Source organism: Hephaestia mangrovi, from assembly GCF_019880555.1.
In the GTDB taxonomy this organism is placed as follows: Bacteria; Pseudomonadota; Alphaproteobacteria; order Sphingomonadales; family Sphingomonadaceae; genus Sphingomonas; species Sphingomonas mangrovi.
Genome location: NZ_JAINVU010000001.1, coordinates 791,745 through 817,073, shown reverse-complemented (window position 1 = coordinate 817,073; position 25,329 = coordinate 791,745). Strand labels below are relative to the sequence as shown.

The following is a 25,329-nucleotide window of genomic DNA, read 5'->3' as shown; positions in this document are numbered from 1 at the left end:
CACGCGCATTCTCAAGCGATCACCTTATCGCCCGGTCCATCGTGCGCTCGGTACCCCGCCCTCGCTTTTCGGCGCGATGCTTTCCTCGTGGCGGCGCTTGGCGTTGAGCACGAGGATCAATGTGAACACGCTCATCATCCCCGGCGATTCCCACACCACGACGCCGCCGATCCGCTGATCCATCAGCGCGTCGATCGTCGGATAAAGCCGCCCGCACCAGGTGTAGAACGGGTAGAGATCGTGGTCGGCGAAGCACAGATAGGCGCCCATCGCGATCTGCGGGAACATCACGACGACGCCGAGCACCGCGCGCGCGACGAAGCTGATCCCCGCCTGTTCGGGCGGCCGCGGATCGAGCACCAGTGCCCAGAACAGCAACCCGTCGATCACCATCGACCAGTTCATCACCGGATAGAGCACCGGGCTCAGCATCGCCGTCAGATGCACCGACGGCGTCAGCCACAAGGCGAGCAGCCCGACGAACACGAACCCCGCCACCTCGGGCTGGCGCGACGCGGCGATGAAGCGACGGAACCAGCGATGCTCGACCACGCGCCGCGCCGCCGCCGGCATGCCCGCGACGATCGCCTCCCACGGCCAGCCGAGCGCGATCAGGAACGCGCCGAGATGGTGCATGATCATATGCTGCACGCGGTTGTAGAAGAACTGGTGCAGCGCGAGATATTCGAACCGCGTCTGCACCACCGTCCAGATCAACGCCGCGCCGATCGCAACCAGCGCCACGCGCCACCGCGCCTGTGGCACCCGCCGCAGCCCGCGCACATAACAGAAGCCGGTGAAGGCGAACGCCGCATACCATAAGGGCGAGAAGTCCCACGGCAGCCAGAACGGCACGATATCGGCATGGAAACGGCACAGCCACCACAAGACGATGCCGATCAGCACGAGCGCCCAGCCCGCCTTGCCGCCCGGCGTCGCCCAGCTGGCGGCGGCGCGATCGCGCAGGGTCGGTGCGGCGGCCAGGCTCATTGGCGAATCATAGGCCCGCCCATCCCGCGCGGCAATCCGCGCAGCGGGAGGCGGACCGTCATTCCTCGAAGCGGCCCGAGGTTTCGCGATCGCGATCGTATCGCCGCGACAACGGAAAGGGCGGCAGCCAGGCTTCACGACGGACGATCCAGCTTTCATAGGTCGGCACGAACTGGTCGGGCGCGTCCAGCGCGCCGAGATGCACCTCGATTTCATCGCCGAAGCGCGCGAACACCGAAGAGCCGCAACGCGGGCAGAAGAACCGCCCGGCATAATCGCGCGTCTCGCCCGTGATCGTCACCGCGTCCTGCGGGAAGACCGCCGATGCGTAGAACAGCGCGCCATGATGCTTGCGGCAATCGAGGCAATGGCACAGGCCGACTCGATACGGGCGCCCCGATGCCTCTATCCGCACGTCGCCACACAGGCATCCGCCGGTAACGCGGCTCATCCGCAATCTCCTTCCCAGTCATTCCCCCGCAAATGTAAACGGCGAAACACCGCGTTCGATATCGTTGATCAGCAGCGCGCGCGCGGCCGGCGCCGCCGATCGCTGCGGGCAGGCGGCGCGGGTGCAGCGCCGGCAGCCGAGCCCGATCGGGGTCGCCTCGCCACCGAGATCGATCCCGCGCGACACCGCCAGCGGCGCGGCGAGATCGGCGGCGACCCCCAGCCCGACCGCGAACATCGCCTCGATCCCGCCGATCCGCCGCCCCTGTGGCGTCACCGTGCGCGCGATCGTCAGCCAGCGCCCACCATCCTCCAGCTCGACGAGTTGCACTGCCAGGCTTCCCGGTCGATCGAATGCGTGATGCAGCTGCCACAGCGGGCATCGCGCGCCCTCGGCCTCGACCAGCACCGCACCGCTGGCGCCGGCATAGCGTTTCGATGCCTGCCCGGCCCGATCGACGCGGATCATGAAGAACGGCAAGCCGCGCGCGCCGACCCGGCTCAACGTCGTCAAGCGGTGGGCGACCTGCTCGAACCCCGCGCCGAAGCGCCGCTGCAACAGCTCGATATCGTAGCCGGTACTCTCGCACGCGCGCAGGAAACGGGCATAGGGCATCATCACCGCGGCAGCGAAATAGCTTGCCAGGTGCCGCCGGTAGAGTCGCTCGGCGGCGCGATCGGGGAATGCCGCCGCACGCACCAACGCGTCGATTTCGCTGCGAGCCTCGATCAGCGCAAGCTGATAGGCCGCGGCGAAGGTCCGCGATGCCGGATCGAGCTTTTCGGAAAGCTGCAACTGCCGGGCGTGGAGATCGAGCCGCCGCAGCAGATCGGGCATCACGTCGGCGGGCAGGATGCGGATGCCGAGCTGGTGCTTGACGCGCAGCCGCTCGGCGATCGCGCCGTAGAGATCGCCGGCGCCGAGCCGCAATTCGTCGGCCAGCGCTTCCGCCGCGGCATCGAGATCGGCGAAATGGTTGCGCCACCGTTCGATCTCGCCCCGCACCAGATCGACCGGATCGCGCAGGGCGCCCACCGGCGCGGCTCCCGGCCCGATCCGGTCATAAGCGCGCGCGAACGCCTCCGCGCCGCCGGGTGCCGCGGCCAGCCATTCCTCGATCTCGCTGCGATCGACCTCGAGATCGCCGAACAGCGGATCGGCCAGCCGGCGCCGTAGCGCGTCCGCGCCGCCGCCGGGCTCGTCGGCGGAAAGCGCGCGCGGATCGAAGTCGAACCGTTCGGCGAGGCGCAACAGCAGCGTCGCCGACAAGGGGCGCTGGTTGCGCTCGACGAGGTTGAGATAGCTCGCGCTGATCTCCAGCGTCTCGGCCATCGCCGCCTGCGTCAGCCCGGCCTGCCGGCGCAACCGCCGCACCGCATGGCCGGCGAACAGCTTTCGACCGGTCGTCATGAACCGTCGCGACTCATTCCGAGACCTTTCCTACATGGCAATGTTCTGCTATTGTTCCGGCCCTGCCAAACCAGATCTGATCTGGGGGAAATGGGTCCACGGCGCGACAACACCATCAGGTGCGCGACCAGCGTCGCCCATGGATGCTGAAGCACGTTCAGCATGACAGCGTTTGCGAATGGAATTTCGCCTCCACGGGATTGTCGATGATCCATCCACGGAAATTGTCATATTCTTTATAATATAACAAGTCCGCACGGCCTCTAATCGACCTCGTGACCATGTAATCGCGGGAAATCGGGTGTCGGATCGAGTCAAATTGGTCAACTTACCGTCATGCCCGTTGTCGATCGGGCGCGACTTGTAAAGGAACCGACAATGACCTTCGACGATCTCGTCCCCGCCCCTACCGGCCGGTTCGATGGCATCGCCCGCCCCTACACCGCCGCCGACGTCGCCCGGCTGCGCGGCTCGGTCACGATCGAGCATACGCTCGCCCGTCGTGGCGCGAACCGCTTGTGGGAATTGCTCCGGTCGGAGGATTACATCAACGCGCTCGGCGCGATGAGCGGCAATCAGGCGATGCAGCAGGTGCGCGCCGGGCTGAAGGCGATCTATCTGTCGGGCTGGCAGGTCGCCGCCGACGCCAATACCGCCGGCGCGATGTATCCCGATCAGTCGCTCTACCCCGCCAATGCCGGGCCCGAGCTGTGCCGTCGCATCAACAACGCGTTGCAGCGCGCCGATCAGGTCGAGCATTCAGAAGGCGGCGCCCACCGCGATTGGTTCGCGCCGATCGTCGCCGATGCCGAAGCCGGGTTCGGCGGGCCGCTCAACTGTTTCGAGATCATGAAGGCCTATATCGCCGCCGGCGCCGCGGGCGTTCATTACGAGGACCAGCTCGCCAGCGAGAAGAAGTGCGGGCATCTCGGCGGCAAGGTGCTGATCCCGACCCAGGCGCACATCCGCAACCTCGATGCCGCGCGGCTCGCCGCCGACGTGTCGGGCGTGCCGACCGTGATCGTCGCGCGCACCGATGCCGAGAGCGCGAAGCTCATCACCTCGGATGTCGACGAGCGCGATCACGAGTTCCTGACCGGCGAGCGCACGCCCGAAGGGTTCTTCCGGCTGAAGGACGGCACCGGCGTCGATCATTGCATCAAGCGCGGACTGGCGTTCGCCGAACATGCCGACCTGCTGTGGTGGGAAACCTCGAAGCCCAACATGGCCGATGCCCGCCGCTTCGCCGAAGCGATCAAGGCTGCGCATCCGAACAAGATGCTCGCCTACAATTGCTCGCCGAGCTTCAATTGGGAGGCCAATCTCGACAAGGACGATATCGCGCGGTTCCAGCGCGAGCTGGGCGCGATGGGCTACAAGTTCCAGTTCGTCACGCTGGCGGGATTCCACAGCCTCAACCACGGCATGTTCGAGCTGGCGCGCGGCTACAGGGATCGCGGCATGGCCGCTTATTCCGAGCTGCAGCAAGCCGAATTCGCCAGCGAGGCCGATGGCTACACCGCGACGCGCCATCAGCGCGAGGTCGGCACTGGCTATTTCGACCTCGTCGCCCAGGCCGTCGCCGCCGGCGCCAGCTCGACCACCGCGCTCGGCGAATCAACTGAAACCGCCCAGTTCGCCAAGCAAGCCGCCTGAAAGGAGAAGCACCGATGCCTACCGAACCGCAACGCAGCCGCGCCGTCTTCTCGACCGAGGATTTCGCGCTGTTGAAAGAAGCCGTCGCCGATTACGTCCGCAAGATCGCCGACGATCCGCGCTCGTCCAAATTCTCGTCTCTCTATCACCGCCTCGGTCGCCTCGGCTGACGCGTCACGCCTTCCTGGGGAGGAAGGACGCCCGTCGGGGAAACCCGGCGGGCGTTTCCGCCATCACCCCCGCGAAACGACCTGCGCCCGAAACCACTCGGCAAGGGCTTCTGCCGACAATTCGCCAGCCGCAAGCGATAGAAAGGTCACGACCAGCTCGACATCGCTACAATCGAGGGCATAGCCATTGAGCATCAGGAACGTTTCGCTGACCACCGCCGCCGTCCGCTTGTTGCCATCGACGAATGGATGATTCCGCGCGATGCCGAACGCGTAGGCTGCGGCGAGATCCGCCGCATCCGGATCGCCATAGGCGACGAGATTCTGCGGCCGGGCCATCGCACTTTCCAGCATCCCGTGATCGCGAACCCCGCGCGCGCCACCGTGCTCGGCAAGCTGCTCGTCGTGCGCAGCCAGTGCCACGGCGATATCGACCCAAATCCAGTCCACTGGCTATTTGGCGAGCTCGCGCAATGCCTTCCGGCGGCGCGCCATGACCTCGCGCGCCGCAGCCATCTGCTCTTCGAAGCCATGATCGGCAGCGCGCAGTTCAAGCCCGTCGGGGGTATCGACGACACTTACGCTGTCCCCCGGCGCAACGCCAAGCCGCGCCAGCACCTGCTTCGGCAGGATGACACCGACCGAATTGCCGATCTTGATCAGCTTGAGTTCGTGCGGGACGGCGAATGGCTTGTTCATACCAAGGTTATAACAAAATCGCCGATGACCGGCAACGCCCTTCCCGCCTCAAACCCGCTCGGCTAGGCGAGGCGGATGGCGGAGCAGCATCACGGCGAATCGGGCATCGTCCTCTATGCCGCGCTGGCGGCGAACCTGGGGATCGCGGTCGCCAAGTTCATCGCCGCGTCGATCACCGGCTCGTCGTCGATGATGAGCGAAGGGTTCCACTCGGTGGTCGACAGCGGCAACCAGATATTGCTGCTCTATGGCCAGCATCGCTCGAAGAAGGCGCCCGACCATCAACACCCGTTCGGCTATGGCCGCGAGCTCTATTTCTGGAGCTTCGTCGTCGCGATCCTGATCTTCGCGATTGGCGCGGGCGTCTCCGCGTTCGAAGGCTATCGCCACATCGTCGACCCCGAGGAGCTGACCAATCCGCTGATCAACTATATCGTCCTCGCCGTCTCCGCCGCACTGGAGGGCTCCTCCTGGGCGGTCGCGGTCAGGCAATTCGCCAAGTCCAAGGGCGATACGAGCTGGTGGCAGGCGGTGCGCCGTTCGAAAGACCCGCCGACCTTTATCGTATTGTTCGAGGATTCGGCAGCACTCGCCGGCCTCGTCGTTGCCGCGATCGGGGTGTGGGCGAGCCATTATTTCGACAAGCCGTGGCTCGACGGGCTGGCCTCGATCGGGATCGCGGTGATCCTCGCCGCGGTCGCCGTCCTGCTGGCCCGCGAATCCAAGGGGCTGCTGATCGGCGAGCGCGCCGATGAAGAGGTGATCGCCACCGTCCATGACGTCGTCGATGGCCATCCGTCGGTATCGTCGGTCAACCATGTGCGCACGATCCACACCGGGCCCAACGAGGTGTTCGCCGCGATCAGCGTCGATTTCCGCGACGAGGTGACGATGGGCGAAGCCGAGACGCTGATCGAGGAGATTGAGGACAGCTTGCGCGCAGCGCTGCCGCAATTGAGCTCGATCTACATCCGCCCGGAAAGCAAGGCCAATGCCGCGGTCGTGCCGGTCAGGCGGCCGGCACCAGCTCGATGACGTCGAACAGCGATTCGAAATGCGGCTGCGGCAGGATCAGCCGCCAGCGCCGGTCGCCGATTCGCTCGACATAGCCCGCCATATCGCGCTTCGTGTCACGCGCATATGCAAGCGCCCGCGTCTCGTCACCGAGTTCGAGCGTGCCGAGAAAGACGGCGCGCGCCGGCTCGTCAGGGAAAATCAAGCCCTGCGGCCGCTGCGCCCCGCCCGACATCCGGAAGCGCATCAGCTTGCCGGCAGCGTCGACGCTGCACGGCTCAGCCGGATACTCGGTGAACACGGCAACGCCCTTGGCGGCCGATCCCAGCTTGATCCAGCGGCAGCGATAGGCGCCGGGCGGCGGCGCGGCGGCATCGAGGGCGCGATCAGGATCGAACAGCGCGGAATCGGCATCGAGCCGCGCCCCCTCACCCGCCGCGCGCACGGCATCGCTCGCGCTCATCCAGGCGTCGCGCCAACTGCGCAGCCGCTGCTGATCGTCATCGGTGGCGACTTCGTGCCAATCGGGCGCCGCGCTCGTCTCCGCGGTGGCGAGCGGGCCCTTGGCGGCAGCGCAACCGGCGAGCGCCAGCGCGAGGGCGATCGGAGCGATCTTCATCGCGCTGCGCTAGCGCCGGATCAGGCCGCGGTCCAGCCGCCGTCCATCGACAGATTGGCGCCGGTGATCGACTTGGCCTCGTCACGGCAGAGATAGACCGCGAGGCTCGCGACTTGCTCGACGGTGACGAATTCCTTGGTCGGCTGCGCATCGAGCAGCACGTCGTTGACAACCTGTTCGCGAGTCAGGCCGCGCGAGGCCATGGTGTCGGGAATCTGCTTTTCGACCAGCGGCGTCCAGACATAGCCGGGCGAGATGCAGTTGACCGTGATGCCGTCGGTCGCGACCTCGAGCGCGAGCGTCTTGGTGAGGCCGGCGATGCCGTGCTTGGCCATCACATAAGCGGTCTTGTTGGGGCTGGCGACGAGGCTGTGCGCCGAGGCGGTCGAAATCACCCGGCCCCATTTGGCCGCTTTCATGAACGGCACGGCGGCGCGATAGAGATACCAGGCCGAGGCCATGTTGATCTTGATGATCGCCTCGAACTTCTCGGGCGGGAAATCCTCGATCTTGGCGACATGCTGGATGCCGGCATTGGCGATGACGATATCGGGGCCGCCGAGCTCGTCATGGCAGCGCTGGACCATCGCGGCGATTTCATCGGGCTTGGTCATGTCGGCGGCATCGTAGAGCGCCTTGCCGCTGGTCGCCTCCAGCCCGGCGCGCTCTTTCTCGATGTCGGCCGCGTCGCCGAAACCGTTGATCATCACCTGCGCGCCCTCGGCGGCGAGCGCCTTGGCGTAGGCGAGTCCGATCCCCGAGGTCGAGCCGGTGACGATCGCAGTCTTGCCCTTGAGGAACATGGCTTTCTCCTATCGCTGGGTGAGATCGAAAGCGGCGGTCTTGCCGTCGATGATGTTCTCCGCGACGAGGCGGGCGTTGGCCATCGTCTCGCCGACGGCTTCACGGCCAGCCAGCCAATGCTCGCGCATCGTGCGGGCGGAAAATTCGAAATCGCGGCTGCCGCCCTCCCAGGCGTTGGCGCGGTAGATGAGGTGGACGAGGCTGACCGGTTGCTCGGCAGCGCGCTCGGCAAGCGCGACCACGTCGGCATCGTTCTTCAGGCTTTCGGGCAGCTTGGCGAGCACCTTGCGGATCGCCTCGCGCTCCGTCCTCAGGCGCATCAGCTGGTCGGTGACCTGGCGCGTGCGGCTGGAGAATCGGATTTCCTTCTCGCGCGCCATGACGTCCATGATCGTGCGCGGGCGATCGTCGAGCGACGCGAACAGGTCGATCTGGAAAACCAGCATCTCGGCGGTCTGGTTGTCGAGAACATGGGTGAGCGGCGTGTTCGAGACGAGCCCGCCGTCCCACCACAGCCGGCCGTCGATCTCCACCGGCGGCAGGCCCGGCGGCAAGGCGCCCGAGGCCATCACATGGCGGGCATCGAGCCGCTCTCGCGCGGTATCGAAATAGCGGAAATTGCCGCTCTCGACATCGACCGCGCCGACCGACAGGCGGACGGGGCCGTCGTTGAGCAGATCCCAATCGATCAGCTCGTCGAGCGTTTCGACGAGCGGTGAGGTATCGTAGTAGCTGAGCGCCTCCGGCGTTCCCGGCACGGCGAGCATCGGCGACAGCGCGCGCGGCTGGAAGAAGCCCGGCACGCCCGTTGCCAAGACGAAGCCGGCCGACCATTCGTGCAGCCATTCGCGAACATGGTCGTTGGGGAAAATCGGGAAGCTGGGCAGCGCGCTCGTCACCTTGTCCCAGAAAGCGCGCAGCCGCTCGACGCGGCGCTCCGGCGGATTGCCGGCGAAAATCGCGGCATTGACCGCGCCGATCGAGATGCCGGCGACCCAATCGATCTCGATCCCGCTGTCGGCGAGCCCGTCGATCACGCCGGCCTGGTAGCTGCCCAAGGCGCCGCCGCCCTGCAGCACGAGCGCGACCTGATCGGGCAACGGCAGCGCCTTCGCCTGCCGCCGCGGCCTGGCTTGCGGCCGCGACTCGGCCCGGGGTTCGATATCCGCCATTGCCGCCCCAAATGGCGCTGCACCGCAGCACGATCAAGCCCGCTTGCAACTATGACGGGCATACCGCATGCCTGTCGATGGCGTAACAGTGGGGATGAAGCACGATGCGGCTCGACGATTTCGATCCCGACATCAAGGTCGGCGATCAGGGCAATCGCGGTGGCGGATTCGGCGGAGGCGGCGGCAGCGGGTTATTGATGGGGCTGCTGCCGATGGTGTTCAGCCGGTTCGGCTGCGGCGGCGTGGTGGTGCTCCTGGCGATCGTGTTCTTCCTCGGCGGCAATCCGCTGGGACTGATCGGCGGCGGACAATCGCCGAGCGGGCAGGTTTCGCAAGGGTCCGGCGGGCTGGGCAATGCGAGCCAGATCTGCGACGCGAGCCCCGACAAGAAGGCCGCCTGCAACGCGTTCAGCTCGGCCGACAATACCTGGGCAGCGGTGTTCAAGCAATCGGGCAGGACGTTCCAGCAGCCCGCGCTGATATTCTACGATCATAACGGGCAATCGGGCTGCGGCGCCGCGCAATCGGCGATGGGGCCGTTTTATTGCCCGAGCGATCAGCGGATCTACCTCGACCCCAGCTTCTTCGACGAGCTGCAGCAGAAATACGGCGCGAGCGGCGATTTCGCGCAGGATTACGTGATCGCGCACGAATTCGGCCACCATATCCAGCAATTGCTCGGCACATCGGACCAGGTGCAGCGCGAGATGCAGCAATCGAGCCCGGCGCAAGCCAATGCGCTGTCGGTGCGGCTGGAGTTGCAGGCCGATTGCTACGCCGGCGTCTGGGCCGGGCTCAACCGCGACCGCATGGATCCCGGCGATTTGCAGGAGGGGATGACCGCCGCGCACGCGATCGGCGACGACACGCTGCAGAAGGAAGCGCAGGGTCGCGTGGTGCCCGACAGCTTCACCCACGGCACCTCGGCCGAGCGGATGGCATGGCTGAAGCGCGGCATCGAGACGGCAGACCCGAGTAAGTGCGACACGTTTTCGGGGCCGATCGACATCGCATCATAGGCGACCGCGTGACGGCTGTACGCCGGGCGCGCGGGGGCGCATTCCGGTGAGGGAAAGGGGCAAGTGACCGGCGCGTTCTGCCACGGTCACCCGGGGCTCGACGACTTTGGGTAGTCAGCACAAGAAAGCGTCGAGGCTTTCGATGGTGAAGGAGCCGGCGCGCCGCTACCGGAGGTTGATCCGGCCTGGGTGGCGTTTAAGGTTGGCCGTCCGAGGACAACGCCCCTACGCGCCCGCGGTCATCCTTCACCGGTGGTATTCTACGGATATCCGATTTTTCCCGGATGTCTCCGCGCCGGTCGCTGCATCGGGCGGTTTGTGCCGCCGTTTGCGATCCTTCGGGCTGATCCGGCAGGCCAGGCCGGAGGCGAGAAGGATGGCGGCAAGTGTTATCCTATATGGTTCGTTTTGTCAAGAGTGATTTGCCGTATAAGGTTCATCACCCTGAACTTGGTTCAGGGTCCATGGACCATCGCCGGCCGTGCACGTGCGGGCAATTGTTGCGCCATGGATGCTGAAACAAGTTCAGCATGACGGATGGGGGAGCGGGGCGCGCGCGGGCTGGGCTTATGCACGGCCTTCCGGCTGGCGCCGGAAAAGGCGTTGCCCCCGCCGAAATATGCGATGACGCGAGCGCCTACAAACGCACCAGCATCTTGCCCGTATTGCCGCCGGAAAACAGGCCGAGGAAGGCGTCGGGCATGGCGTCGAGCCCGTCGTGGACGGTTTCCTGCCGCTGCAATTTGCCGGCCTGCAACATCGCGCCCATGTCCTGATAGAATTCGGTCATCCGGCTCATGAAATCAGTGACGATGAAGCCCTGCACGCGGATGCGCGCCTGGATGATGCGGGCGAGATAGCGCAGCTCGGTCGGCCGCATGTCGTTATAGACGTCGATCATGCCGCAGATCGCGAAGCGCGCGTGATCGCGCGCCACCGCCAGCGCGGCATCGAGATGATCGCTGCCGACATTGTCGAAATAGACGTCGATGCCGTTTGGCGCAGCGTCCATCAGCTTCTTGACCAGCGGCGTGCCGCCTTCCTTGTAATCGATCGCCGCATCGGCGCCGAGCAACTTGACCCAGGCGCATTTGTCGGCGCCACCGGCCGAGCCGATCACTGTCATGCCCTTGGCCTTGGCGATCTGCACCACCGTGGAGCCGACCGCGCCGGCCGCCGCCGAGACGAACACGGTGTCGCCTTCGCGCGCACTGGCTACCTGCATCAGCCCGAAATAAGCGGTCATGCCGGGCATACCGAGCTGGCCGAGGAACGCCTCGTCCTCGACGCCGAGCGCCGGCAGCTTCTGCACGCCCGCCGCGTCGACCACCGCCTCGTCGCGCCAGCCGAGCATGTGCAGCACCTTGTCGCCCGGCGCGAAGCCATCCGCCTTGCTCTCGACCACCTCGCCGACCGCGCCGCCTTCCATCGGCTGGCCGAGCTGAAACGGCGGTACGTAACTCTTCATGTCATTCATGCGGCCGCGCATATAGGGATCGACCGAAAGCCAGTGGTTGCGCACCCTGATCTGGCCGTCGCCCAGCGCCGGCAGATCGAGGTCGACCAGTTCGAAATTGCCGTGATCGGGCATGCCTTGCGGGCGTGATTTCAGCGTCCAGGCGCGGGCCATGTTCGACTCTCCCAATGATATTTTCGACGATCGGGTATGGCAGATGCGTTGCGCAATGCAACCGGGCACATCGCGAAAGAGGCCCGGACGTCGCCACCCGGGCCTCATCGCTTACGGATTTCGCAAGACGATCAGTAAGTGCCGGAGAAGCTGCGATCGAGATTGTGCGAGGCCGCGACGTCCGGCCCCCTCTCCTCGCCGAACAGCGCCTGGTTGCGCTCCTCGTCCTTCCAATGGCTGTGCGCCTCGTCCGCGGTCTTGCGGATCGTCACCTTGTCGTCGACCGACTGGATCCAGCGCGACGGGATCGAGTGGTGATGGCCGCCGGCATCAGGATCGCTCTTGGTCAGGACGATGCGATCGCCGCGCACTTTGTCGACCGTGCCGACATGCTCGCCGTCCGAGCCCACCACCTCCATATGCTCGGCAACGCGGCCGAGCGCATTGCGCTGGCCCTGCCGCTCGGCGCGCCAGGCACCGAATTCGTTGTGGAATTTCTGGCGGTTCTCGCGGCGATATTCGTCATAATCGCGATCGAGCGCGCTGATCTGCTGACGGCGCCAGCTATGATAATCGTCGTCGCGGCCATAGGCGCCGCCCCAGCGATCGCCGTGGCGTTCGTCATAGCGCTGATCGAGTTCGCGGCGGCGCTCGGCTTCCTCATCGCCGAACCACGAGAGAACCTCGTCGCCGGCACGATCGAAGAAGCCGCGATCGTCATAATCGTAGCCGCGCGGGCGGCCGGCAGAGCCGCGGGGCGGACCGCGCCGGGCATCACCGTAATCGGCGAAGCGGCGCCCATCCGATGCATAGCTGCCGTAATAGGGCCGCTCGGGAGCGCGATCGCGGCGATAATCCCGTCCGCGATCATCGTCGCGATAGCCGGGATCGCCATAGCCATAGGTCGCGCGGTGGCCGCGCCAATCGTTGCGCCCGATCTCCCCGGCGGCTTCGTAGTCACGCGCGCCGGAATAGCTGAAATCGCGGCCTGAGCCGTAATCGGCGCCGTAATCCTGCGGCTCGCGGCGGCCGTAATAATCGCCGCGCGGATCGGTGTTTCGCGGATATCGTTGGTAGCCCATTGCATCGCCTCCTGATGGTTCGATCATCGACGGCGCGGCGCATGTCTTTGCCGCGCTCACACCGAATCAACAGGAAGAACCGACGGATGTTCCGCATGGCGGCGATGCCCGCCGCAGCGCCGGAGCGGCCCGACGCAGGAAAGTTCGAAAAGGAGCAACCCTTCGTGTTGCATCGCCGGAAAAGTGCCGCTACAGGCGTGCCTCCCGGCGCTGCCGGGCCGGGCGCGGGGCCGTAGCTCAGATGGGAGAGCGCTGCAATCGCACTGCAGAGGTCGGGGGTTCGATTCCCCCCGGCTCCACCAGCCCGACCTAGATGACTTAGGTATATGCGGCGAATGGTCGAGATCGACATCTCGGCCGGTTTTTTGCCTGGGAGCGCGATCGAGCGCCAAATCCCCCGAGGAAACGATGGCGATCCGACCGATCAGGGCGCGCGCGGCCGCGTTGCGCTTGCATTTTCGCCAAATCGTTCATATGAATAGAAGACGGTAAATTCGTTCTGGAGAACGATCATGGCCACGGCACAGCCGGCGAAAGACGAGCAGCACGAGCGCGCGCTGACCACGGCCGTCGCCCGGATCGCGGCGTGCTGGAAGCTGAGCAACGAACAACTCGCGGCGGTGCTCGGCGTATCCCCGGCCACGGCATCGCGCCTGCGCGCCGGGCGCTTCCAACTCGAGCGCCATTCCAAAGCATTCGAGCTCGGCCAATATCTGGTCCGCCTGTTCCGCGGCCTCGATGCACTGATGGGCAGCGACGACACCGCTTCGCAGTCGTGGCTCAGGACCGGGAATCTCGATCTCGACGGACGGCCGATCGACCTGATCCGCAGCGTGCGCGGCCTGGGTGACGTGGCGGATTATGTCGACGCCTACCGCGCACAGGTCTGATCCGCGACCGACCCCAGCCGATTTCCGGCGCTATGATCGAACCGTCTGGCGGCTGGTCGAGGCGCAGCACCGGATCTCGACCAATCGACTGGCAGCCCGCGCCGAGGACCAAGCCTTGCTCGAAGAGCTGGTGGAGGAGGTCAAGCCCACCCTTCCCCCGGCGGCGCGTGGCCTGCACTTCCTGCTGGCGACGCCGTTCCGCTACGGCCATGCCAAGGCATCGCGATTCCGGCGCGCGGACGAGCGCCCCGGCATCTTCTACGCTTCCGAAGAAATCGAGACAGCGATCGCCGAAACCGCTTACTGGCGGTTGCTGTTCTTCTCACGCTCGCCGGGGTTCACGCCGCCGAGCAACGTGATCGAGCATTCGGCCTTCTCGATCCCGGTGCGCGCCGCACGGGCTCTCGATCTCACCAAACCGCCGTTCGCGGCCAATGAAGAGCGCTGGCGCGACCCCGAAGATTATAGCGCCTGTCAGGCCTTCGCCGCCGCGGCTCGACGGATCGATGCGCAGTTGATCCGCTACCAATCCGCGCGCGATCCCGATCGTCGCGCAAACGCCGCGATTCTCGATCCGGCCGCCTTCGCAGCTGCCACGCCGACGATCGAGCAAACCTGGCATTTCCGATATGAGGCCGGCCGAATAACGGCCTTCGGCGCTTTCCCCTCGACCGCCAGCTACGCGTTCGATTTCGCCCAATTCAAGCTCGACGACCAGTGAGATCGTTCGTGAACGATCGGGGCCGAATGGCTGAACCGACTGCACTGCCGCAAGACGCCTCGGAACTGCGCGACGCGATCCTCACGCATTACGATCAATTCAGCAATCGCGTGCCGGGCCCGCACAACGCGCGAAAAAGGGCGTGCGCGACGAGTGCGGCGGCGCAAGCATCCGGGGTCGATCTGCCCCTTGCGGCAAGCGATCGCGGCTGAATTACCCATCGGGCGCGCGATCGGCCGGCCCCGCGTCCGGCGCTTGTCACGATACCGTCGCGAAAGCCGGCCAAGCCCCCCACGCGCCTGCGTTCCGGCAACACCTTCCCAAAGGGACAAATGAGATGAGATTTGCAAGCCTATGCGTCGCGATCGCCGCGGCTGTGGCGATGCCGCTGGCGGCTCCGGCGATCGGCGCCGCTTTGCCCGCCGCGGACAGCGCCGATCTCGCCCCGCCCGCGCCCGGCCTGACGGTCGAGCGGATCGTGATGGTGTACCGGCACGGCCTGCGCGCGCCGCTCGACACCGAGATTGGCGCCGCGTCCTATGCGCGGCAACCCTGGCCGGTGTGGGCGACCCCTAATGCCCTGCTGACGCCGCATGGGCGCGAGGGGATGCGATTGCTGGGCCGCTATGATCGCTCGCTCTTCACCTCGCTTGGCCTGCTCGCCGCGCAGGGCTGCTCCGACGAACGGAATATCGAAATCTATACCGACAGCGATTCCCGCTCGATCGCGAGCGGCGACGAGTTGCGCGAGGGGCTGGCGCCGGGATGCCAGATCGCCACCCGGCACAAGGCGCCGGACACGCCGGACCTGACGTTCACCGCCAACGCGCCGGGCTCGGCACCGTTCGATGGCAATACCGCGCTGGCATCGATCAATGCCTATACGCACGGCGGCCCCGGCGCGCTGATCGCTCCCTATCGCGCGCAAATCGGCGAACTGGAAAAGATCCTGGGCTGCCGCGCGGCCGATGACCAAGCCGGCTGCGGCATTGCCGACATTCCCTCGCGGCTTACGGCTGACAGAAATGGGCTGCGGCTCGAAGGCCCGATCGACGTCACCTCGGGAACCGCCGAGGTGTTCCTGCTGGAATATGCCGAGGGCATGCCGATGGCCGATGTCGGCTGGGGCCGCGCAGGCATTGGCACGCTGACCGAAATCTCACGGCTCCATGCGCTGCTGTTCGATATCTATGATCGCGCGCCCTACATGGCCCGCCGCACCGCGGCCGAACTGGGGCCGCGCGTCCGGGCGTTGCTGACCGACGCCGCGGGACCGAAAGTGATGATGTTCGTCGGCCACGACAACAATATCGCCGCGCTAGCGTCGCTGCTCGGCGCGACCTTCCAGATCCCGAGCTATGGCCGCGAGGATCCGCCGATCGGCGGCGCGCTCGGCTTCGAACTGTTGGCCGACGCGAAGGACGGCCAGCGCTATGTGCGCGTCTTCTATCAGGCGCAGACGCTCGATCAGCTTCGTGACCTGTCGCCGCTTACCCTGGCGACGCCCCCCGCAACGCAGATCCTCTCGCCACGATGCGCGCAAGGCCCGGCACGGCTGTGCAGTGCCGACGCGCTCGCGGCGCTGCTCACCTGGCCCGGCCAGCGCCCGCTTAGCCAACCGGAGAACCGGCCATGACCGCCCTTGCCCTGCTTGCCGCCGCACTGGCCGCCGCACCGCTTTCGCCGGCACATCCCGGCCCGATGCTCGATGCGCATAATTGCTACCCCTATGACGGGCAGTGGTCAGATCGCCTGCGCCGTGCGCTCGATGCGGGCTTCCCGGTCTCGATCGAGCAGGACCTCGCCTGGTATGTCGACCCCGCGACCGGCAAGGGCCGCATCGTCGTCTCCCACTCGGCCGATCCGACCGGCGCCGAACCGACGCTCGACGCCTATTTCTTCGATCAGGTGCGCCCGATCGTGGAAAAAGCGCTCAGGCAAAACCACCGCGCCGATTGGCCGCTGATCGTCCTGCACTTCGATTTCAAGAGCAATGATCCCGCGCTGCTCAAGGCGGTCTGGGCACTGCTCGGCCGATACCAGCCGTGGCTGGCGACCGCGGCGAAGACCGCCGATCCCGACCAGCTCTCGCCGATCGACCTCAAGCCGATCCTGGTCGTTACAGAGGATTCGGACGCGCAGGCGAAGGTCTTTTACGATGACGTGCCGGTGGGCGGGCGCCTGCGCCTGTTCGGCTCCGCGCACAGCAGCGAAGCACCCACCGGCCTTTCCGAGGCGCAGCGCGCGCATTGGGAAGCGACGGCATCGCCAGGCCAGCTCCTCCCCAGCCGCGCGACCAACTATCGGCGCTGGTGGAACAACAGCTGGTCAGTGGTCGAGCAAGGCGGCCAGCGCAATGCCGGCGCCTGGACGAAAGCCGACGACCAGCGGCTGCGCGCGCTCGTCGATCATGCCCATCGCCAGGGCTATTGGATCCGCTTCTACACGCTCGACGGGTTCGACGCGGCCGAGGACAAAGGCTGGGATCCTTCCTATAATTTCGGCGCTCTCGGCAAGGCCGAGCCACGCTGGAAGGCAGCGATCGCGGCCGGCGTGGATTTCATCGCAACCGACCAATATGAGGCGCTCGGGCACAAACTCGACCAGCGCGACACCGCGTTGCGGCCGAACCGGTAGCGGCATCGATCCTTCGCGACGGCGCGCTCGCTGGCGCCACCGGATGCGGACGCCGGCGGCGCATCGCCGACGCCCGTCCTGGCAACCGAGAAGCCGTGGCCTGGATCGAGGAGAACCAGGCCACGGCCCCGTGACATCTTACATCGAGAAGGTCAGGTTGAGCATATAGGTCCGCCCTACTTCGACATAACCGCCCTTGCGATCGACCGAGATCATGCTCTTGCTGTCGCCGGCCGTGCTCCAGAAATTATGTGCGTTGAGCAGATTCTGCACCGAGAATCCGACATTCAACTGCCGGGAGACACGATAGCTGGTTGTCAGGTCCATGTCCGACACCGGCTGGATATAGGTATCCGGCTGCGACGAGCGCAGATCGTAGAGCTTGTTGCCGGTGTAGGAATAGATCAGCGCGGCGGAGACCGGGCCATGATCGTAGAATAGCTCGGTATTGAACATCACCTGCGGCGCCTCCGGCATCCGCTGGCGGCGTTGCTCGCCGGCCACCGTCACCGTCGCATCGGCGCGCTGGAGCGTGACGTTGGCTTGCACGCCCAGCCCGTCGGCCAGGCCCGGCAGGCCCCTGAAGCTGTAACGGCCGAACAATTCCAGACCATAGACGCTGCCCTTGGCGCTGGTGTCGAGCGTGTCGATCTCGACGCCGTCCGACGATACCTGGCTCGGCCCGCCCCAAACGTTCCAGTCCCCGCTGGCATCGGTGGTGCCGGTGGAGAACATCACGTGGTTGAGCCGCTTGTAGTAGAGCGCGGCGGAGACCATGTCGGTGCCCCTGCCCTTGTGCTCGACCGACAGATCGACGTTCCATGCCTCGACCGCCCGCAGGTCCGGATTGGGAATGAAGACGGAAACGAGCTTGTGGTTGTCGTCATAGGATTTGCTTGTCGGCCCGACGAGCAGATCGAGCGCGGGCCGCGAATAGCTTTTGCGGACCGCCAGGCGATAGACCGTCGAATCGTTCGGCCGGAACGAGGTGATGACGCTGGGCAGCCACTCGTTATAGCTGCGCGCGCTGGTCGTGAAGCCGGACGTGTCGCCGTCCTCGGCCCAATAGGTGCCCTGGAAGCGGTTATGCTCGAACCGCACGCCGGGGATGATGCTGACATTGCCGAACTGCAGATTGGCAAGCACATAGCCGCTGTATCGTTGCTCGATACCCTTGAAGAGATTCTCTTCCAGCTTGACCGGATCGATCGTCGCCAGCTTCGGCAGCGACAATTGCCGCGCCTCGCCCTCGATGAAGCCGGGATCGACCAGATAGAAAGGCACCTGCGCGGCATCGTTCATGAAGCCGTTGAGCATCTTGCCGGGAACCGAGGTGAGCGCGGGCCCCTCGCCGGACGCGAAATCATATTCCAGCGCGCTGTCGTCGCCCAGGCTGTTGGCGTGGTGATTGGCGCGCTCCGCCTTCACGCCCGCCTGGATCGTCTGCAGCCCCTGGTCGGCGATATGCCAAGTAGCGTCCATCTGGCTTTCGATCCGCGATTCGGTGGTGCGGCTGAACTGGTCGGTGACATAGACCTGCTTGAAGGTCGAAAGGTCGGTCAGCGCCGCCCGCGCCGCATCGTCGAGCACGACCTGCGGGCTGGTCCGATCGGCGAGGCTGGTGACCAGCCGGAACGTCGCCTTGCCGTTGGCGTCAAGCGCCGCATAGGCGGGGCTGCCGAACTTGGCCTGAATGCGCAGCGGATAGCTTTGCAGCCCGTGCGAATATGCCAGGTGATAATCCAGCGTCAGCGCGCCGAGACGGGATTCGCCACCGAGCTTGGTCGACAACAGGCTCTGGTTGGAATGTTCGGTGCGGAAATAATCGGTCGCGCCGGGGCCGTAGATGGCCAGGAAGCCGTTCGCGTCATAATTGCCGTTGTCGGGATTGGGATTCTGATCCGCGGACAGCGCGTCGACTTCGCGAATGGCGGTCTGATCCATCCAGCTCTTCAGGCGATATTCGCCGAACGTGGTACGCGAATAGAGATCGGTCGTGTCGCTCTTCCATTCGAGATTGAGCGTGCCGCCGAACCGTTCGATATTGTTGCGGAACACGTTCCATTCCACGCCGCGCGGGACGAGATTGCCGATATCATCCCGCTCCGCGCCGGGAATATTCTCGTTATATTTCACATAGTCCTTGTGAATCGCGGTCGATTCGCTGAACACATGCTTCTTGCCGTAATAGCCCGACGCATAGACGCCGAAATTGCCGAACTGCTGAGCGGTTTCCAGCTCCACCGTGCCGCCCCAGGGATCCTGATCGCGCGCCGCCGCGCGGCCGGCGAGTTCGCCCTGCGCGTGAATCTGGAAGAAATGATTGCGTTTGTCGAAGGGCGACGCGGTGATGAGATCGATCACGCCCGCGATCGCATCGCCATCCTGCGCGGCGCTCGGCGCCTTGTCCACGCGCACCTGCGACAGGGCGAAAGGCGACAGCACGTTCATCGAGATGGCGCGGGTATGCGCATCGGTCTGCGCCAGACGAACGCCGTTGAACTCATAGGCGTTGTAGGCGGTATCGAGGCCGCGGATCGACAGATATTGCGCCTCACCGGTCGCCGCCGCGTTGCGCGACTGATCGACCGACGAATTGAGGCCCGGCAACCGCCCGAGCAGATCGGAAAGATTCTCCTGGGGCTGGCTGCGGAGTTCGTCGCCAGACACGATCGTTACGAACGACGGATTTTTGATCGCATCGTTCTGCGCATCGAAGATCGCCGCTTCGGCACGCCCGGTGACGACGATCTGCGACTTCGCCTCGTCGGCGGTCGTGCTATCGGATGATGGGTTCGGGATGCCTGGACTATCGTCGGATGGAGCGGCCCATGCCGGCCCGTAAATCGACAACGAAATCACGCTGGCGCTCAAGAAAAAGCGCGCAAATCGCCCGCATGCAGCACGCATTATTATCCCCTATTTCTAATGTATTGTGAGAATTCTCCTCTCCAGATTTTGAGTTGTCATATTATTTCTCGACCAGTTATTCGCGGTATGCGTAATTTTTATTTCACGACTCCAGGGGCGCGAAAAAATTTTTCCAGATGGTCGTAAAGCCGCGCGCGAGGGTTGCGGCGCGATCAGCAGCGGTCAGGCGTCGATCATCGGCTCGCTGACGTCGGGCAAATGCCCGTCGAGCCGGCCCGCCAGCCGGCGCCGAAAACCGTCATGGCCGGGAGCGGTGATGACGAGATCGTACCAGCGATGCCCCTCGCCAAGCGGGAAAGCATGTTCGGAGCGCCCGGTCGACAGGATCACCTGGCGAGCCTCGCCCGCCGCCGCGCGAGTCGGCCGCAGGACGGCCGCGCACGAATCCGATCCCGAATTGGTCAGCGCGATAACGACCGCGCGGTGCGCGCGATCGTAGCTGGCCTGGCATTCGATGCGGATTTCGGGGCCGATCCCGGCAAGCTCCCGGTAAAAGCCGTCCGGCCCCGTGACCGCCAATCGATAGGGCTGGCCGGGCGCGATCGGCCAGCGATCCTCCAGCACGGCGCCGGCGCCGACGGTATAATAGCGCGCGCTGCCGTCCTCGGCGGCGCCGTGCGCCATGAACACGGCGCCGGTCTGCCCCCGATTGACGAACCGGAGAGACAGCATGCCGTCTGGCGACCAGCGGCACGCCACGTCGAGATCATAAGGCAGGCCGCGAGCCGGACGGCTTCCCGCTTCCTGGGCAGGAACCGACGCCGACGTTCCGATGGTCGGTGCCGGCAGCCGGCAGCGTTCATCGCTTTCGGCGATATAGCCGGAGACGGCCGGCAGATCGGCCAGCCACCGCGTATCGCGCCGCTCCGCCTCGGACACGTCGAAATCGAACGCTGAGACGAGATTGCCGCACACCGCCCGGCGCCAGGGCGTGATATTGGGCTCGGCCACGCCGAACCTCGTTTCCAGGAAACGCAGCACCGAGCTATGGTCGAACAGTTCGGAATCGACCCAGCCGCCGCGCGTCCAGGGCGAAACGATGACGAGCGGCACGCGCGGTCCGAGGCCGACCGGAACCCCCTTGTAGCTTTCACCGCCGAGCCCGACCGTGCTTGCGCCGAGCCCTGGCACCGTCGCCGGGATAGGCGGCATCATATGATCGAAAAACCCGTCATTTTCATCGTAGTTCAGGATCAGCACGGTCTTGCGCCAGACCTCGGGATTGGCCGCAAGCGCGGCGACCAACCCGGCCGTGAGCACCTCGCCATAAGCGGGCGGCGCATCGGGGTGTTCGCACATGTGGAAGGGCGCGACGATCCAGGAAACCTGCGGCAGCCGATCCGCCGCCACGTCGGCGGCAAAGGCATCGATCAGATATCGCGCGCCTGAGCTATCGGCATTTTGTGGCGTCGATCCGGGTACCCAGGCGCGGGCGCGGGCATAGGATTGCGACAGGCGGTCAAGATTGCGGAACTGCGGAAAATAGCCGAGCGGATTATCGCTGTAATTGTCATATTCCTGATAGACGCGCCACGATATGCCCGCCGCCGAGAGCCGCGCAGCATAAGGCGTCCAGGGCAGGCCGGCAAAAGCGGGATCGTCCTTCGCCATATCGGCGCCGGGATTGTCGTCGCAGCCGGCATTGTCGACATTGTAGATGCCTTCATGCCCCGCGCCGAGGCCGCTGGTGCCCGAAAAGAGGAACAGGCGATTGGGCCCGGTCGGCCCGAAGATCGAGGCGTGATAGGCGTCGCAGATGGTGAAGGCGTCGGCAAGCGCGTAATAATAAGGCAGGTCCGCGCGCGTCAGGTAGCCCATGCTGAACGGCCCCTTCGCGGGCATCCAGGCATCCCAGTTCTTCCAGCGCTCCTGGCTTCCCTTCCAGCTATGATCGAGGCTGTCGATACAGTTCGCGGCAGTGCTGCGCGTATCGAGATGGAACGGCCAGATCGTTTCGCCGCCGTCCTTGGCCAGTTGCCGCTGCGCCCAGACCGGACGCCCATCGGGCAGCTCGACCGGACGCGGATCGCCGAAGCCGCGCACGCCCCGCATGGTTCCGAAATAATGATCGAACGAGCGGTTCTCCTGCATCAGGATGACGACATGTTCGACATCGGCAAGCGACCCCCGCCGTGCGGGGAGCGGTGCGTTGGCCGACAACGCCAGGCCGGCCGCGGTCGCGGACGATCCGGCAATGAAGGAGCGGCGATCCAACGGCATCCCTGTCGTCCTTTCCGGAAATTGACGCGATACGCCGCCAGGAAGGGCGGCCGCGACTCGACCCACAGCGCCCTAGGAAGCTGTGATGATATCATTGTGACATTGCCGGCGCATTCGCGCGCGGCTCCTCCACTGGCCGCCGCGCTGTTCTTTCGCGTCGCGCCCCGTTATCCCGGCTTCGTTCAACGGATAGCAGGAGCGGATCATGGATTTTTCGGCGTTGCAGCGCACCAGCAAGATCGTCGACGAATGGCGCTATCCGGAAGCCACGGCACGGAACAGCGGGCTGCTGCAGGTCGATCAGGCGCCCGATCACCGGCTCTATTGGGAAGAATATGGCAATCCCGAGGGCGAGCCGGTGATGGTTCTCCACGGCGGCCCCGGCGGCGCCTGCAGCCCGGTGATGGCGCGCTATTTCGATCCGGCGCGCTATCGCATCGTGCTGTTCGACCAGCGCGGATGCGGCAAGAGCGAGCCCACCGTCGCGGCCGACGGGCCGGCGCGCGCGCTTGCCAACAACACCACCGCCCACCTGATCGCCGACATCAACCGGTTGCGCGACGCGCTGGGCATCACCGGCAAGATGCACGTCTTCGGCGGGAGCTGGGGCAGCACGCTGGCGATGGCTTATGCAATCGCGCATCCCGACGCATGCGCCAGCCTGATCCTGCGCGGCATCTTCCTCGGCGCGCCCGAGGATCTGCACTTCATGTATCAGGGCAATGCGGCGACCTATGCCGAAGACCCGTTCGCGCTGACCGAGCCGGGCTCCTATGTCAGCTACCCGCAGGCCTGGGCCGATTTCCTCGCGCCGATCGCGCCGGCGGACCGGGGCGACGTGATGAAGGCCTATAAGGCGATCTTCGACATGACGGCGCAGAGCGATGCCGAGCGCCGGCACCAGCTCGAGGCCGCGCTGGCCTGGTCGGTGTGGGAGGGGACGATCTCCAACATGATCCCCGACGAGGCCGACGAGGGCAAGTTCGGCGACGCCGCTTTCGCGCTCAGCTTCGCCCAGATCGAGGCGCATTATTTCGCCAACCACCTGTTCATGGCGCCCGGCCATATCCTCGACAATGCCGCGACGCTGGCGCGCATCCCCATCCATATCGTCCACGGCCGTTTCGATCTCGTTTGTCCGCTGACCCAGGCGTCCCGGCTGGTGGCGGCGCTGGGCGAGGCCGGAGCCGAGCCGGCGACCTTCGTCATCACCAACGCCGGGCACAGCGCGATGGAACGCGAAACGGCGCTCGCGCTGACCGCGATCATGGACGGCCTTCCGGCGATCGCTGGTTAGGGTCCTGACCCCAGGATGTGTGGCGATCCAGCCGAGGGCGGGTTGCAAACCATCGATTAACCGAACGCGCGCTAGGGAGACGAGATTGACCCGAGGAGTCGATGTCTCTCGCCTTTCGCGCCCTTCCCGTTCGTGCCCTGCTTATCGGCCTGGCGTATTTCGTCGCGGCGAGCGCGACGATCCTGCTGACCCGGTTCGACGGCGGCGTGGCGCATCTATGGGTGGCGACATCGGTGCTGCTGGCCGAACTCGTCATCCTGCCGCGCGCACGATGGGCGCCGACGCTGGTGATCTGCAGCATCGCCAGTTTCTGCGCGACCACTCTGTTCGGGTTCGGCTTTGCCGCCGCGATACCGCTGGCCGCGATCAACATCGGCGAAGCCATGATCGGGGCAGCGTTGCTGGACCGGCTGATGCGCGGCAACGACTATCTCGAATCGATTGCCAGCGTTTCGTTCTTCGCGCTCGCCGGCGGCGCGGCAGGGCCAATCCTTTCCGGCTTCGCGGGTGCCGCCGTCGCGACATGGACCGGCGGCACCGGCTATTGGCAGAACTGGACCGGCTGGGTGATCGGCCACGGGCTCGGCACGCTGACCTTCGCGCCGATCGCGATCATGCTGTTGCGCGGCGAGATCGAGCAATGGCGGCAGAGCGCCACCGTGCGGATGAAGGTCGAAGCGGCTGCTCTGATGCTGGCGATGATCGCCACCTGCTGGCTGGTGTTCGCGCAAAGCAGCCTCCCGCTGCTGTTCGTGCCGGTGCTGCCGCTGATGGTCGCGACCTTCCGGTTCGGGCGGCCCGGCGCGGCCGGCGCGCTCGTCATCCTGACGATGCTGGGCGGCATCCTTTCCGCGAGAGGCTACGGGCCGGTCGACATGATCCAGGGGTCGGCGGCTGAGCGCAGCGCGTTCTTCCAGCTCTATCTGGCAGTCACCGTGCTGACGGTGTTGCCGATCGCGGCCGAGCTACGCCACCGCAAGATGCTGTATCAGCGGCTGCAGGAAAGCGAGGCGCGACATAAGCTCGTCACCGAATCGGCGACCGACATGCTCGTCACGTTCGACCTCGACGGCGTGATCGTCTACGCCTCGCCATCGACGCGCGAGGTTGCCGGTTATACGCCCGAATATGTGCTCGGCCGGCCGGGCCGCGACTTCGTCGATCCGCGAGACCTCGATATCGTCATCGCCGCGCAGCACGAGGCGCTGTCGAAACTCGGCACCACGTTCAGCGCAGTCTATCGCGGGCCGACCGCGAAGATCGGCACCCGCTGGTTCGAGGCGCGCGCGCGGGGGATCGTCGACGAGCGCGGGCGGCCGAGCGGCCTGGTGTGCGCAATCCGCGACATTTCCGAAAGCAAGATGGTGGAGGCGCGACTGTCGCACGCCGCAAGCACCGACGCGCTGACCGGCCTGGCCAACCGCCGCACGTTCGACGCACGTCTCGACCAGGAAATCGCGGCGGCGGGCGATATTGCATCGGGCTGCATCGCGATCCTCGACATGGATCATTTCAAGCTGGTCAACGATCGGCACGGGCACCAGGCCGGCGATGCGGTGCTTCGCGCCTTCGCCGAAGCCGCGCGACAGGTGATGCCCGACACGCATCTCGTCGCGCGGCTGGGCGGCGAGGAATTCGGCGTGGTGATGCCCGGCGCCTCGACCGAGCGCGCGGCGGAATTGTGCAATCGCCTGCGTCGGCGCACGGCAAGGATGCGCGTCGATGGCGGCGGCGGCGTGGATATCGCCGTCACGGTGAGCGCCGGCATCGCCGAGTTCACTGGCCGATCGAACCGGATCGATCTGGTGCGCGCGGCGGATCATGCGCTCTACACGGCCAAGGCGGCGGGCCGCGATCGGCTGCGCATCGCCGCCTGATCGAGTGGCGCCGCATCCGGGCTTCGGCTAGGTTACGCCG

24 protein-coding genes and 1 tRNA gene are annotated in these 25,329 nt (G+C 65.7%); 13 read left to right on the top strand and 12 right to left on the bottom strand.

Annotated features, from left to right (window positions below; genetic code table 11):
- Positions 1–24: 24 nt before the first annotated feature.
- Genes K7G81_RS03895 through K7G81_RS03885 form a run of 3 tightly spaced genes read right to left on the bottom strand, consistent with a single transcriptional unit; the run spans position 25 to position 2,851 of the window.
- Positions 25–990 (bottom strand): cytochrome c oxidase assembly protein, encoded by a 966-nt coding sequence (locus tag K7G81_RS03895; protein ID WP_223029399.1) that lies wholly within the window; start codon positions 988–990, stop codon positions 25–27.
- 58 nt (positions 991–1,048) lie between these two features.
- On the bottom strand, positions 1,049–1,441 hold the full coding sequence (locus K7G81_RS03890) for a GFA family protein (protein WP_223029398.1): 393 nt from the start codon (positions 1,439–1,441) through the stop codon (positions 1,049–1,051).
- Between the two features lie 18 nt (positions 1,442–1,459).
- Positions 1,460–2,851, bottom strand: coding sequence for a helix-turn-helix domain-containing protein (locus K7G81_RS03885; protein ID WP_223029397.1), 1,392 nt, complete (start codon positions 2,849–2,851; stop codon positions 1,460–1,462).
- 378 nt (positions 2,852–3,229) lie between these two features.
- Here K7G81_RS03885 and aceA point away from each other — a divergent pair, with 378 nt between their 5' ends.
- Positions 3,230–4,507 (top strand): isocitrate lyase, encoded by a 1,278-nt coding sequence (gene aceA, locus K7G81_RS03880; protein ID WP_223029396.1) that lies wholly within the window; start codon positions 3,230–3,232, stop codon positions 4,505–4,507.
- Between the two features lie 14 nt (positions 4,508–4,521).
- Positions 4,522–4,677 carry a hypothetical protein gene (locus tag K7G81_RS03875; protein ID WP_223029395.1) on the top strand — a complete coding sequence of 52 codons (156 nt, stop codon included), beginning with the start codon at positions 4,522–4,524 and terminating at the stop codon, positions 4,675–4,677.
- A 63-nt stretch (positions 4,678–4,740) separates the two neighbouring features.
- Here the strand turns inward: K7G81_RS03875 and K7G81_RS03870 are convergent, their stop codons facing one another.
- The gene (locus K7G81_RS03870; RefSeq protein WP_223029394.1) at positions 4,741–5,127 is read right to left on the bottom strand and encodes a type II toxin-antitoxin system death-on-curing family toxin; all 387 of its coding nucleotides are present in this window, start codon (positions 5,125–5,127) and stop codon (positions 4,741–4,743) included.
- 3 nt (positions 5,128–5,130) lie between these two features.
- Positions 5,131–5,376 (bottom strand): AbrB/MazE/SpoVT family DNA-binding domain-containing protein, encoded by a 246-nt coding sequence (locus tag K7G81_RS03865; protein ID WP_223029393.1) that lies wholly within the window; start codon positions 5,374–5,376, stop codon positions 5,131–5,133.
- Between the two features lie 75 nt (positions 5,377–5,451).
- Between K7G81_RS03865 and K7G81_RS03860 the strand changes: the two genes are divergently transcribed.
- Positions 5,452–6,411: a cation diffusion facilitator family transporter gene (locus K7G81_RS03860; protein WP_223029392.1), complete on the top strand. Its 960-nt coding sequence runs from the start codon at positions 5,452–5,454 to the stop codon at positions 6,409–6,411.
- Here K7G81_RS03860 and K7G81_RS03855 read toward each other — a convergent pair.
- Genes K7G81_RS03855 through K7G81_RS03845 form a run of 3 tightly spaced genes read right to left on the bottom strand, consistent with a single transcriptional unit; the run spans position 6,386 to position 8,985 of the window.
- A complete protein-coding gene (locus tag K7G81_RS03855; RefSeq protein WP_223029391.1) occupies positions 6,386–7,009 on the bottom strand; it encodes a DUF4893 domain-containing protein in 624 nt (207 codons plus the stop codon). The genes K7G81_RS03860 and K7G81_RS03855 overlap by 26 nt on opposite strands.
- A 20-nt stretch (positions 7,010–7,029) precedes the next feature.
- Positions 7,030–7,812 (bottom strand): 3-hydroxybutyrate dehydrogenase, encoded by a 783-nt coding sequence (locus K7G81_RS03850; RefSeq protein ID WP_223029390.1) that lies wholly within the window; start codon positions 7,810–7,812, stop codon positions 7,030–7,032.
- 9 nt (positions 7,813–7,821) lie between these two features.
- On the bottom strand, positions 7,822–8,985 hold the full coding sequence (locus K7G81_RS03845; protein WP_223029389.1) for a patatin-like phospholipase family protein: 1,164 nt from the start codon (positions 8,983–8,985) through the stop codon (positions 7,822–7,824).
- A 104-nt stretch (positions 8,986–9,089) separates the two neighbouring features.
- On the opposite strand from K7G81_RS03845, the gene ypfJ reads away from it, so the two are divergent.
- Positions 9,090–10,004, top strand: coding sequence for a KPN_02809 family neutral zinc metallopeptidase (gene ypfJ, locus K7G81_RS03840; RefSeq protein ID WP_223029388.1), 915 nt, complete (start codon positions 9,090–9,092; stop codon positions 10,002–10,004).
- A 637-nt stretch (positions 10,005–10,641) separates the two neighbouring features.
- On the opposite strand, the gene K7G81_RS03835 is transcribed toward ypfJ, so the two are convergent.
- Together K7G81_RS03835 and K7G81_RS03830 are read right to left on the bottom strand one after the other, a co-directional pair.
- The gene (locus tag K7G81_RS03835; RefSeq protein WP_223029387.1) at positions 10,642–11,634 is read right to left on the bottom strand and encodes an NADP-dependent oxidoreductase; all 993 of its coding nucleotides are present in this window, start codon (positions 11,632–11,634) and stop codon (positions 10,642–10,644) included.
- Between the two features lie 131 nt (positions 11,635–11,765).
- A complete protein-coding gene (locus K7G81_RS03830; protein WP_223029386.1) occupies positions 11,766–12,716 on the bottom strand; it encodes a DUF2171 domain-containing protein in 951 nt (316 codons plus the stop codon).
- Between the two features lie 226 nt (positions 12,717–12,942).
- On the opposite strand from K7G81_RS03830, the gene K7G81_RS03825 reads away from it, so the two are divergent.
- The 7 genes from K7G81_RS03825 (at position 12,943) to K7G81_RS03795 (ending at position 16,964) form a co-directional block, all read left to right on the top strand.
- Positions 12,943–13,018: transfer RNA gene (locus K7G81_RS03825), tRNA-Ala, on the top strand.
- Positions 13,019–13,051: 33 nt separating this feature from the next.
- Positions 13,052–13,198: a hypothetical protein gene (locus K7G81_RS03820; protein ID WP_223029385.1), complete on the top strand. Its 147-nt coding sequence runs from the start codon at positions 13,052–13,054 to the stop codon at positions 13,196–13,198.
- A 30-nt stretch (positions 13,199–13,228) separates the two neighbouring features.
- Complete coding sequence (locus tag K7G81_RS03815) at positions 13,229–13,606, top strand: MbcA/ParS/Xre antitoxin family protein (RefSeq protein WP_223029384.1); 378 nt, start codon at positions 13,229–13,231, stop codon at positions 13,604–13,606.
- Positions 13,578–14,327 (top strand): RES family NAD+ phosphorylase, encoded by a 750-nt coding sequence (locus tag K7G81_RS03810; protein ID WP_223029383.1) that lies wholly within the window; start codon positions 13,578–13,580, stop codon positions 14,325–14,327. Before K7G81_RS03815 ends, K7G81_RS03810 begins: the two co-directional genes overlap by 29 nt.
- 26 nt (positions 14,328–14,353) lie before the next feature.
- A complete protein-coding gene (locus tag K7G81_RS03805) occupies positions 14,354–14,539 on the top strand; it encodes a hypothetical protein (protein ID WP_223029382.1) in 186 nt (61 codons plus the stop codon).
- Between the two features lie 125 nt (positions 14,540–14,664).
- Entirely contained in the window at positions 14,665–15,963 is a 1,299-nt protein-coding gene (locus K7G81_RS03800; RefSeq protein WP_223029381.1) for a histidine-type phosphatase, read from the top strand.
- Positions 15,960–16,964, top strand: a complete 1,005-nt coding sequence (locus tag K7G81_RS03795) for a PI-PLC domain-containing protein (protein ID WP_223029380.1) — start codon at positions 15,960–15,962, stop codon at positions 16,962–16,964. Before K7G81_RS03800 ends, K7G81_RS03795 begins: the two co-directional genes overlap by 4 nt.
- A 138-nt stretch (positions 16,965–17,102) precedes the next feature.
- Here K7G81_RS03795 and K7G81_RS03790 read toward each other — a convergent pair whose 3' ends face one another.
- Together K7G81_RS03790 and K7G81_RS03785 are read right to left on the bottom strand one after the other, a co-directional pair.
- Positions 17,103–19,826, bottom strand: a complete 2,724-nt coding sequence (locus tag K7G81_RS03790; RefSeq protein ID WP_369412023.1) for a TonB-dependent receptor — start codon at positions 19,824–19,826, stop codon at positions 17,103–17,105.
- Between the two features lie 231 nt (positions 19,827–20,057).
- A complete protein-coding gene (locus tag K7G81_RS03785; protein ID WP_223029378.1) occupies positions 20,058–22,115 on the bottom strand; it encodes a phosphocholine-specific phospholipase C in 2,058 nt (685 codons plus the stop codon).
- Between the two features lie 205 nt (positions 22,116–22,320).
- Between K7G81_RS03785 and pip the strand changes: the two genes are divergently transcribed.
- Both pip and K7G81_RS03775 read left to right on the top strand, forming a co-directional pair.
- Positions 22,321–23,412 carry a prolyl aminopeptidase gene (gene pip / locus K7G81_RS03780; protein ID WP_223029377.1) on the top strand — a complete coding sequence of 364 codons (1,092 nt, stop codon included), beginning with the start codon at positions 22,321–22,323 and terminating at the stop codon, positions 23,410–23,412.
- Between the two features lie 101 nt (positions 23,413–23,513).
- Entirely contained in the window at positions 23,514–25,289 is a 1,776-nt protein-coding gene (locus K7G81_RS03775; RefSeq protein WP_223029376.1) for a sensor domain-containing diguanylate cyclase, read from the top strand.
- Positions 25,290–25,329: the final 40 nt, after the last annotated feature.

Excerpts from the sequence above, each read along its gene's own strand:
- K7G81_RS03895 (WP_223029399.1), bottom strand. The coding sequence starts at position 990 with ATGAGCCTGGCCGCCGCACCGACCCTGCGCGATCGCGCCGCCGCCAGC.
- K7G81_RS03890 (WP_223029398.1), bottom strand. The coding sequence starts at position 1,441 with ATGAGCCGCGTTACCGGCGGATGCCTGTGTGGCGACGTGCGGATAGAG.
- K7G81_RS03885 (WP_223029397.1), bottom strand. The coding sequence starts at position 2,851 with ATGACGACCGGTCGAAAGCTGTTCGCCGGCCATGCGGTGCGGCGGTTG.
- aceA (WP_223029396.1), top strand. The coding sequence starts at position 3,230 with ATGACCTTCGACGATCTCGTCCCCGCCCCTACCGGCCGGTTCGATGGC.
- K7G81_RS03875 (WP_223029395.1), top strand. The coding sequence starts at position 4,522 with ATGCCTACCGAACCGCAACGCAGCCGCGCCGTCTTCTCGACCGAGGAT.
- K7G81_RS03865 (WP_223029393.1), bottom strand. The coding sequence starts at position 5,376 with ATGAACAAGCCATTCGCCGTCCCGCACGAACTCAAGCTGATCAAGATC.
- K7G81_RS03860 (WP_223029392.1), top strand. The coding sequence starts at position 5,452 with ATGGCGGAGCAGCATCACGGCGAATCGGGCATCGTCCTCTATGCCGCG.
- K7G81_RS03855 (WP_223029391.1), bottom strand. The coding sequence starts at position 7,009 with ATGAAGATCGCTCCGATCGCCCTCGCGCTGGCGCTCGCCGGTTGCGCT.
- K7G81_RS03850 (WP_223029390.1), bottom strand. The coding sequence starts at position 7,812 with ATGTTCCTCAAGGGCAAGACTGCGATCGTCACCGGCTCGACCTCGGGG.
- K7G81_RS03845 (WP_223029389.1), bottom strand. The coding sequence starts at position 8,985 with ATGGCGGATATCGAACCCCGGGCCGAGTCGCGGCCGCAAGCCAGGCCG.
- ypfJ (WP_223029388.1), top strand. The coding sequence starts at position 9,090 with ATGCGGCTCGACGATTTCGATCCCGACATCAAGGTCGGCGATCAGGGC.
- K7G81_RS03835 (WP_223029387.1), bottom strand. The coding sequence starts at position 11,634 with ATGGCCCGCGCCTGGACGCTGAAATCACGCCCGCAAGGCATGCCCGAT.
- K7G81_RS03830 (WP_223029386.1), bottom strand. The coding sequence starts at position 12,716 with ATGGGCTACCAACGATATCCGCGAAACACCGATCCGCGCGGCGATTAT.
- K7G81_RS03820 (WP_223029385.1), top strand. The coding sequence starts at position 13,052 with ATGGTCGAGATCGACATCTCGGCCGGTTTTTTGCCTGGGAGCGCGATC.
- K7G81_RS03815 (WP_223029384.1), top strand. The coding sequence starts at position 13,229 with ATGGCCACGGCACAGCCGGCGAAAGACGAGCAGCACGAGCGCGCGCTG.
- K7G81_RS03810 (WP_223029383.1), top strand. The coding sequence starts at position 13,578 with ATGTCGACGCCTACCGCGCACAGGTCTGATCCGCGACCGACCCCAGCC.
- K7G81_RS03805 (WP_223029382.1), top strand. The coding sequence starts at position 14,354 with ATGGCTGAACCGACTGCACTGCCGCAAGACGCCTCGGAACTGCGCGAC.
- K7G81_RS03800 (WP_223029381.1), top strand. The coding sequence starts at position 14,665 with ATGAGATTTGCAAGCCTATGCGTCGCGATCGCCGCGGCTGTGGCGATG.
- K7G81_RS03795 (WP_223029380.1), top strand. The coding sequence starts at position 15,960 with ATGACCGCCCTTGCCCTGCTTGCCGCCGCACTGGCCGCCGCACCGCTT.
- K7G81_RS03785 (WP_223029378.1), bottom strand. The coding sequence starts at position 22,115 with ATGCCGTTGGATCGCCGCTCCTTCATTGCCGGATCGTCCGCGACCGCG.
- pip (WP_223029377.1), top strand. The coding sequence starts at position 22,321 with ATGGATTTTTCGGCGTTGCAGCGCACCAGCAAGATCGTCGACGAATGG.
- K7G81_RS03775 (WP_223029376.1), top strand. The coding sequence starts at position 23,514 with ATGTCTCTCGCCTTTCGCGCCCTTCCCGTTCGTGCCCTGCTTATCGGC.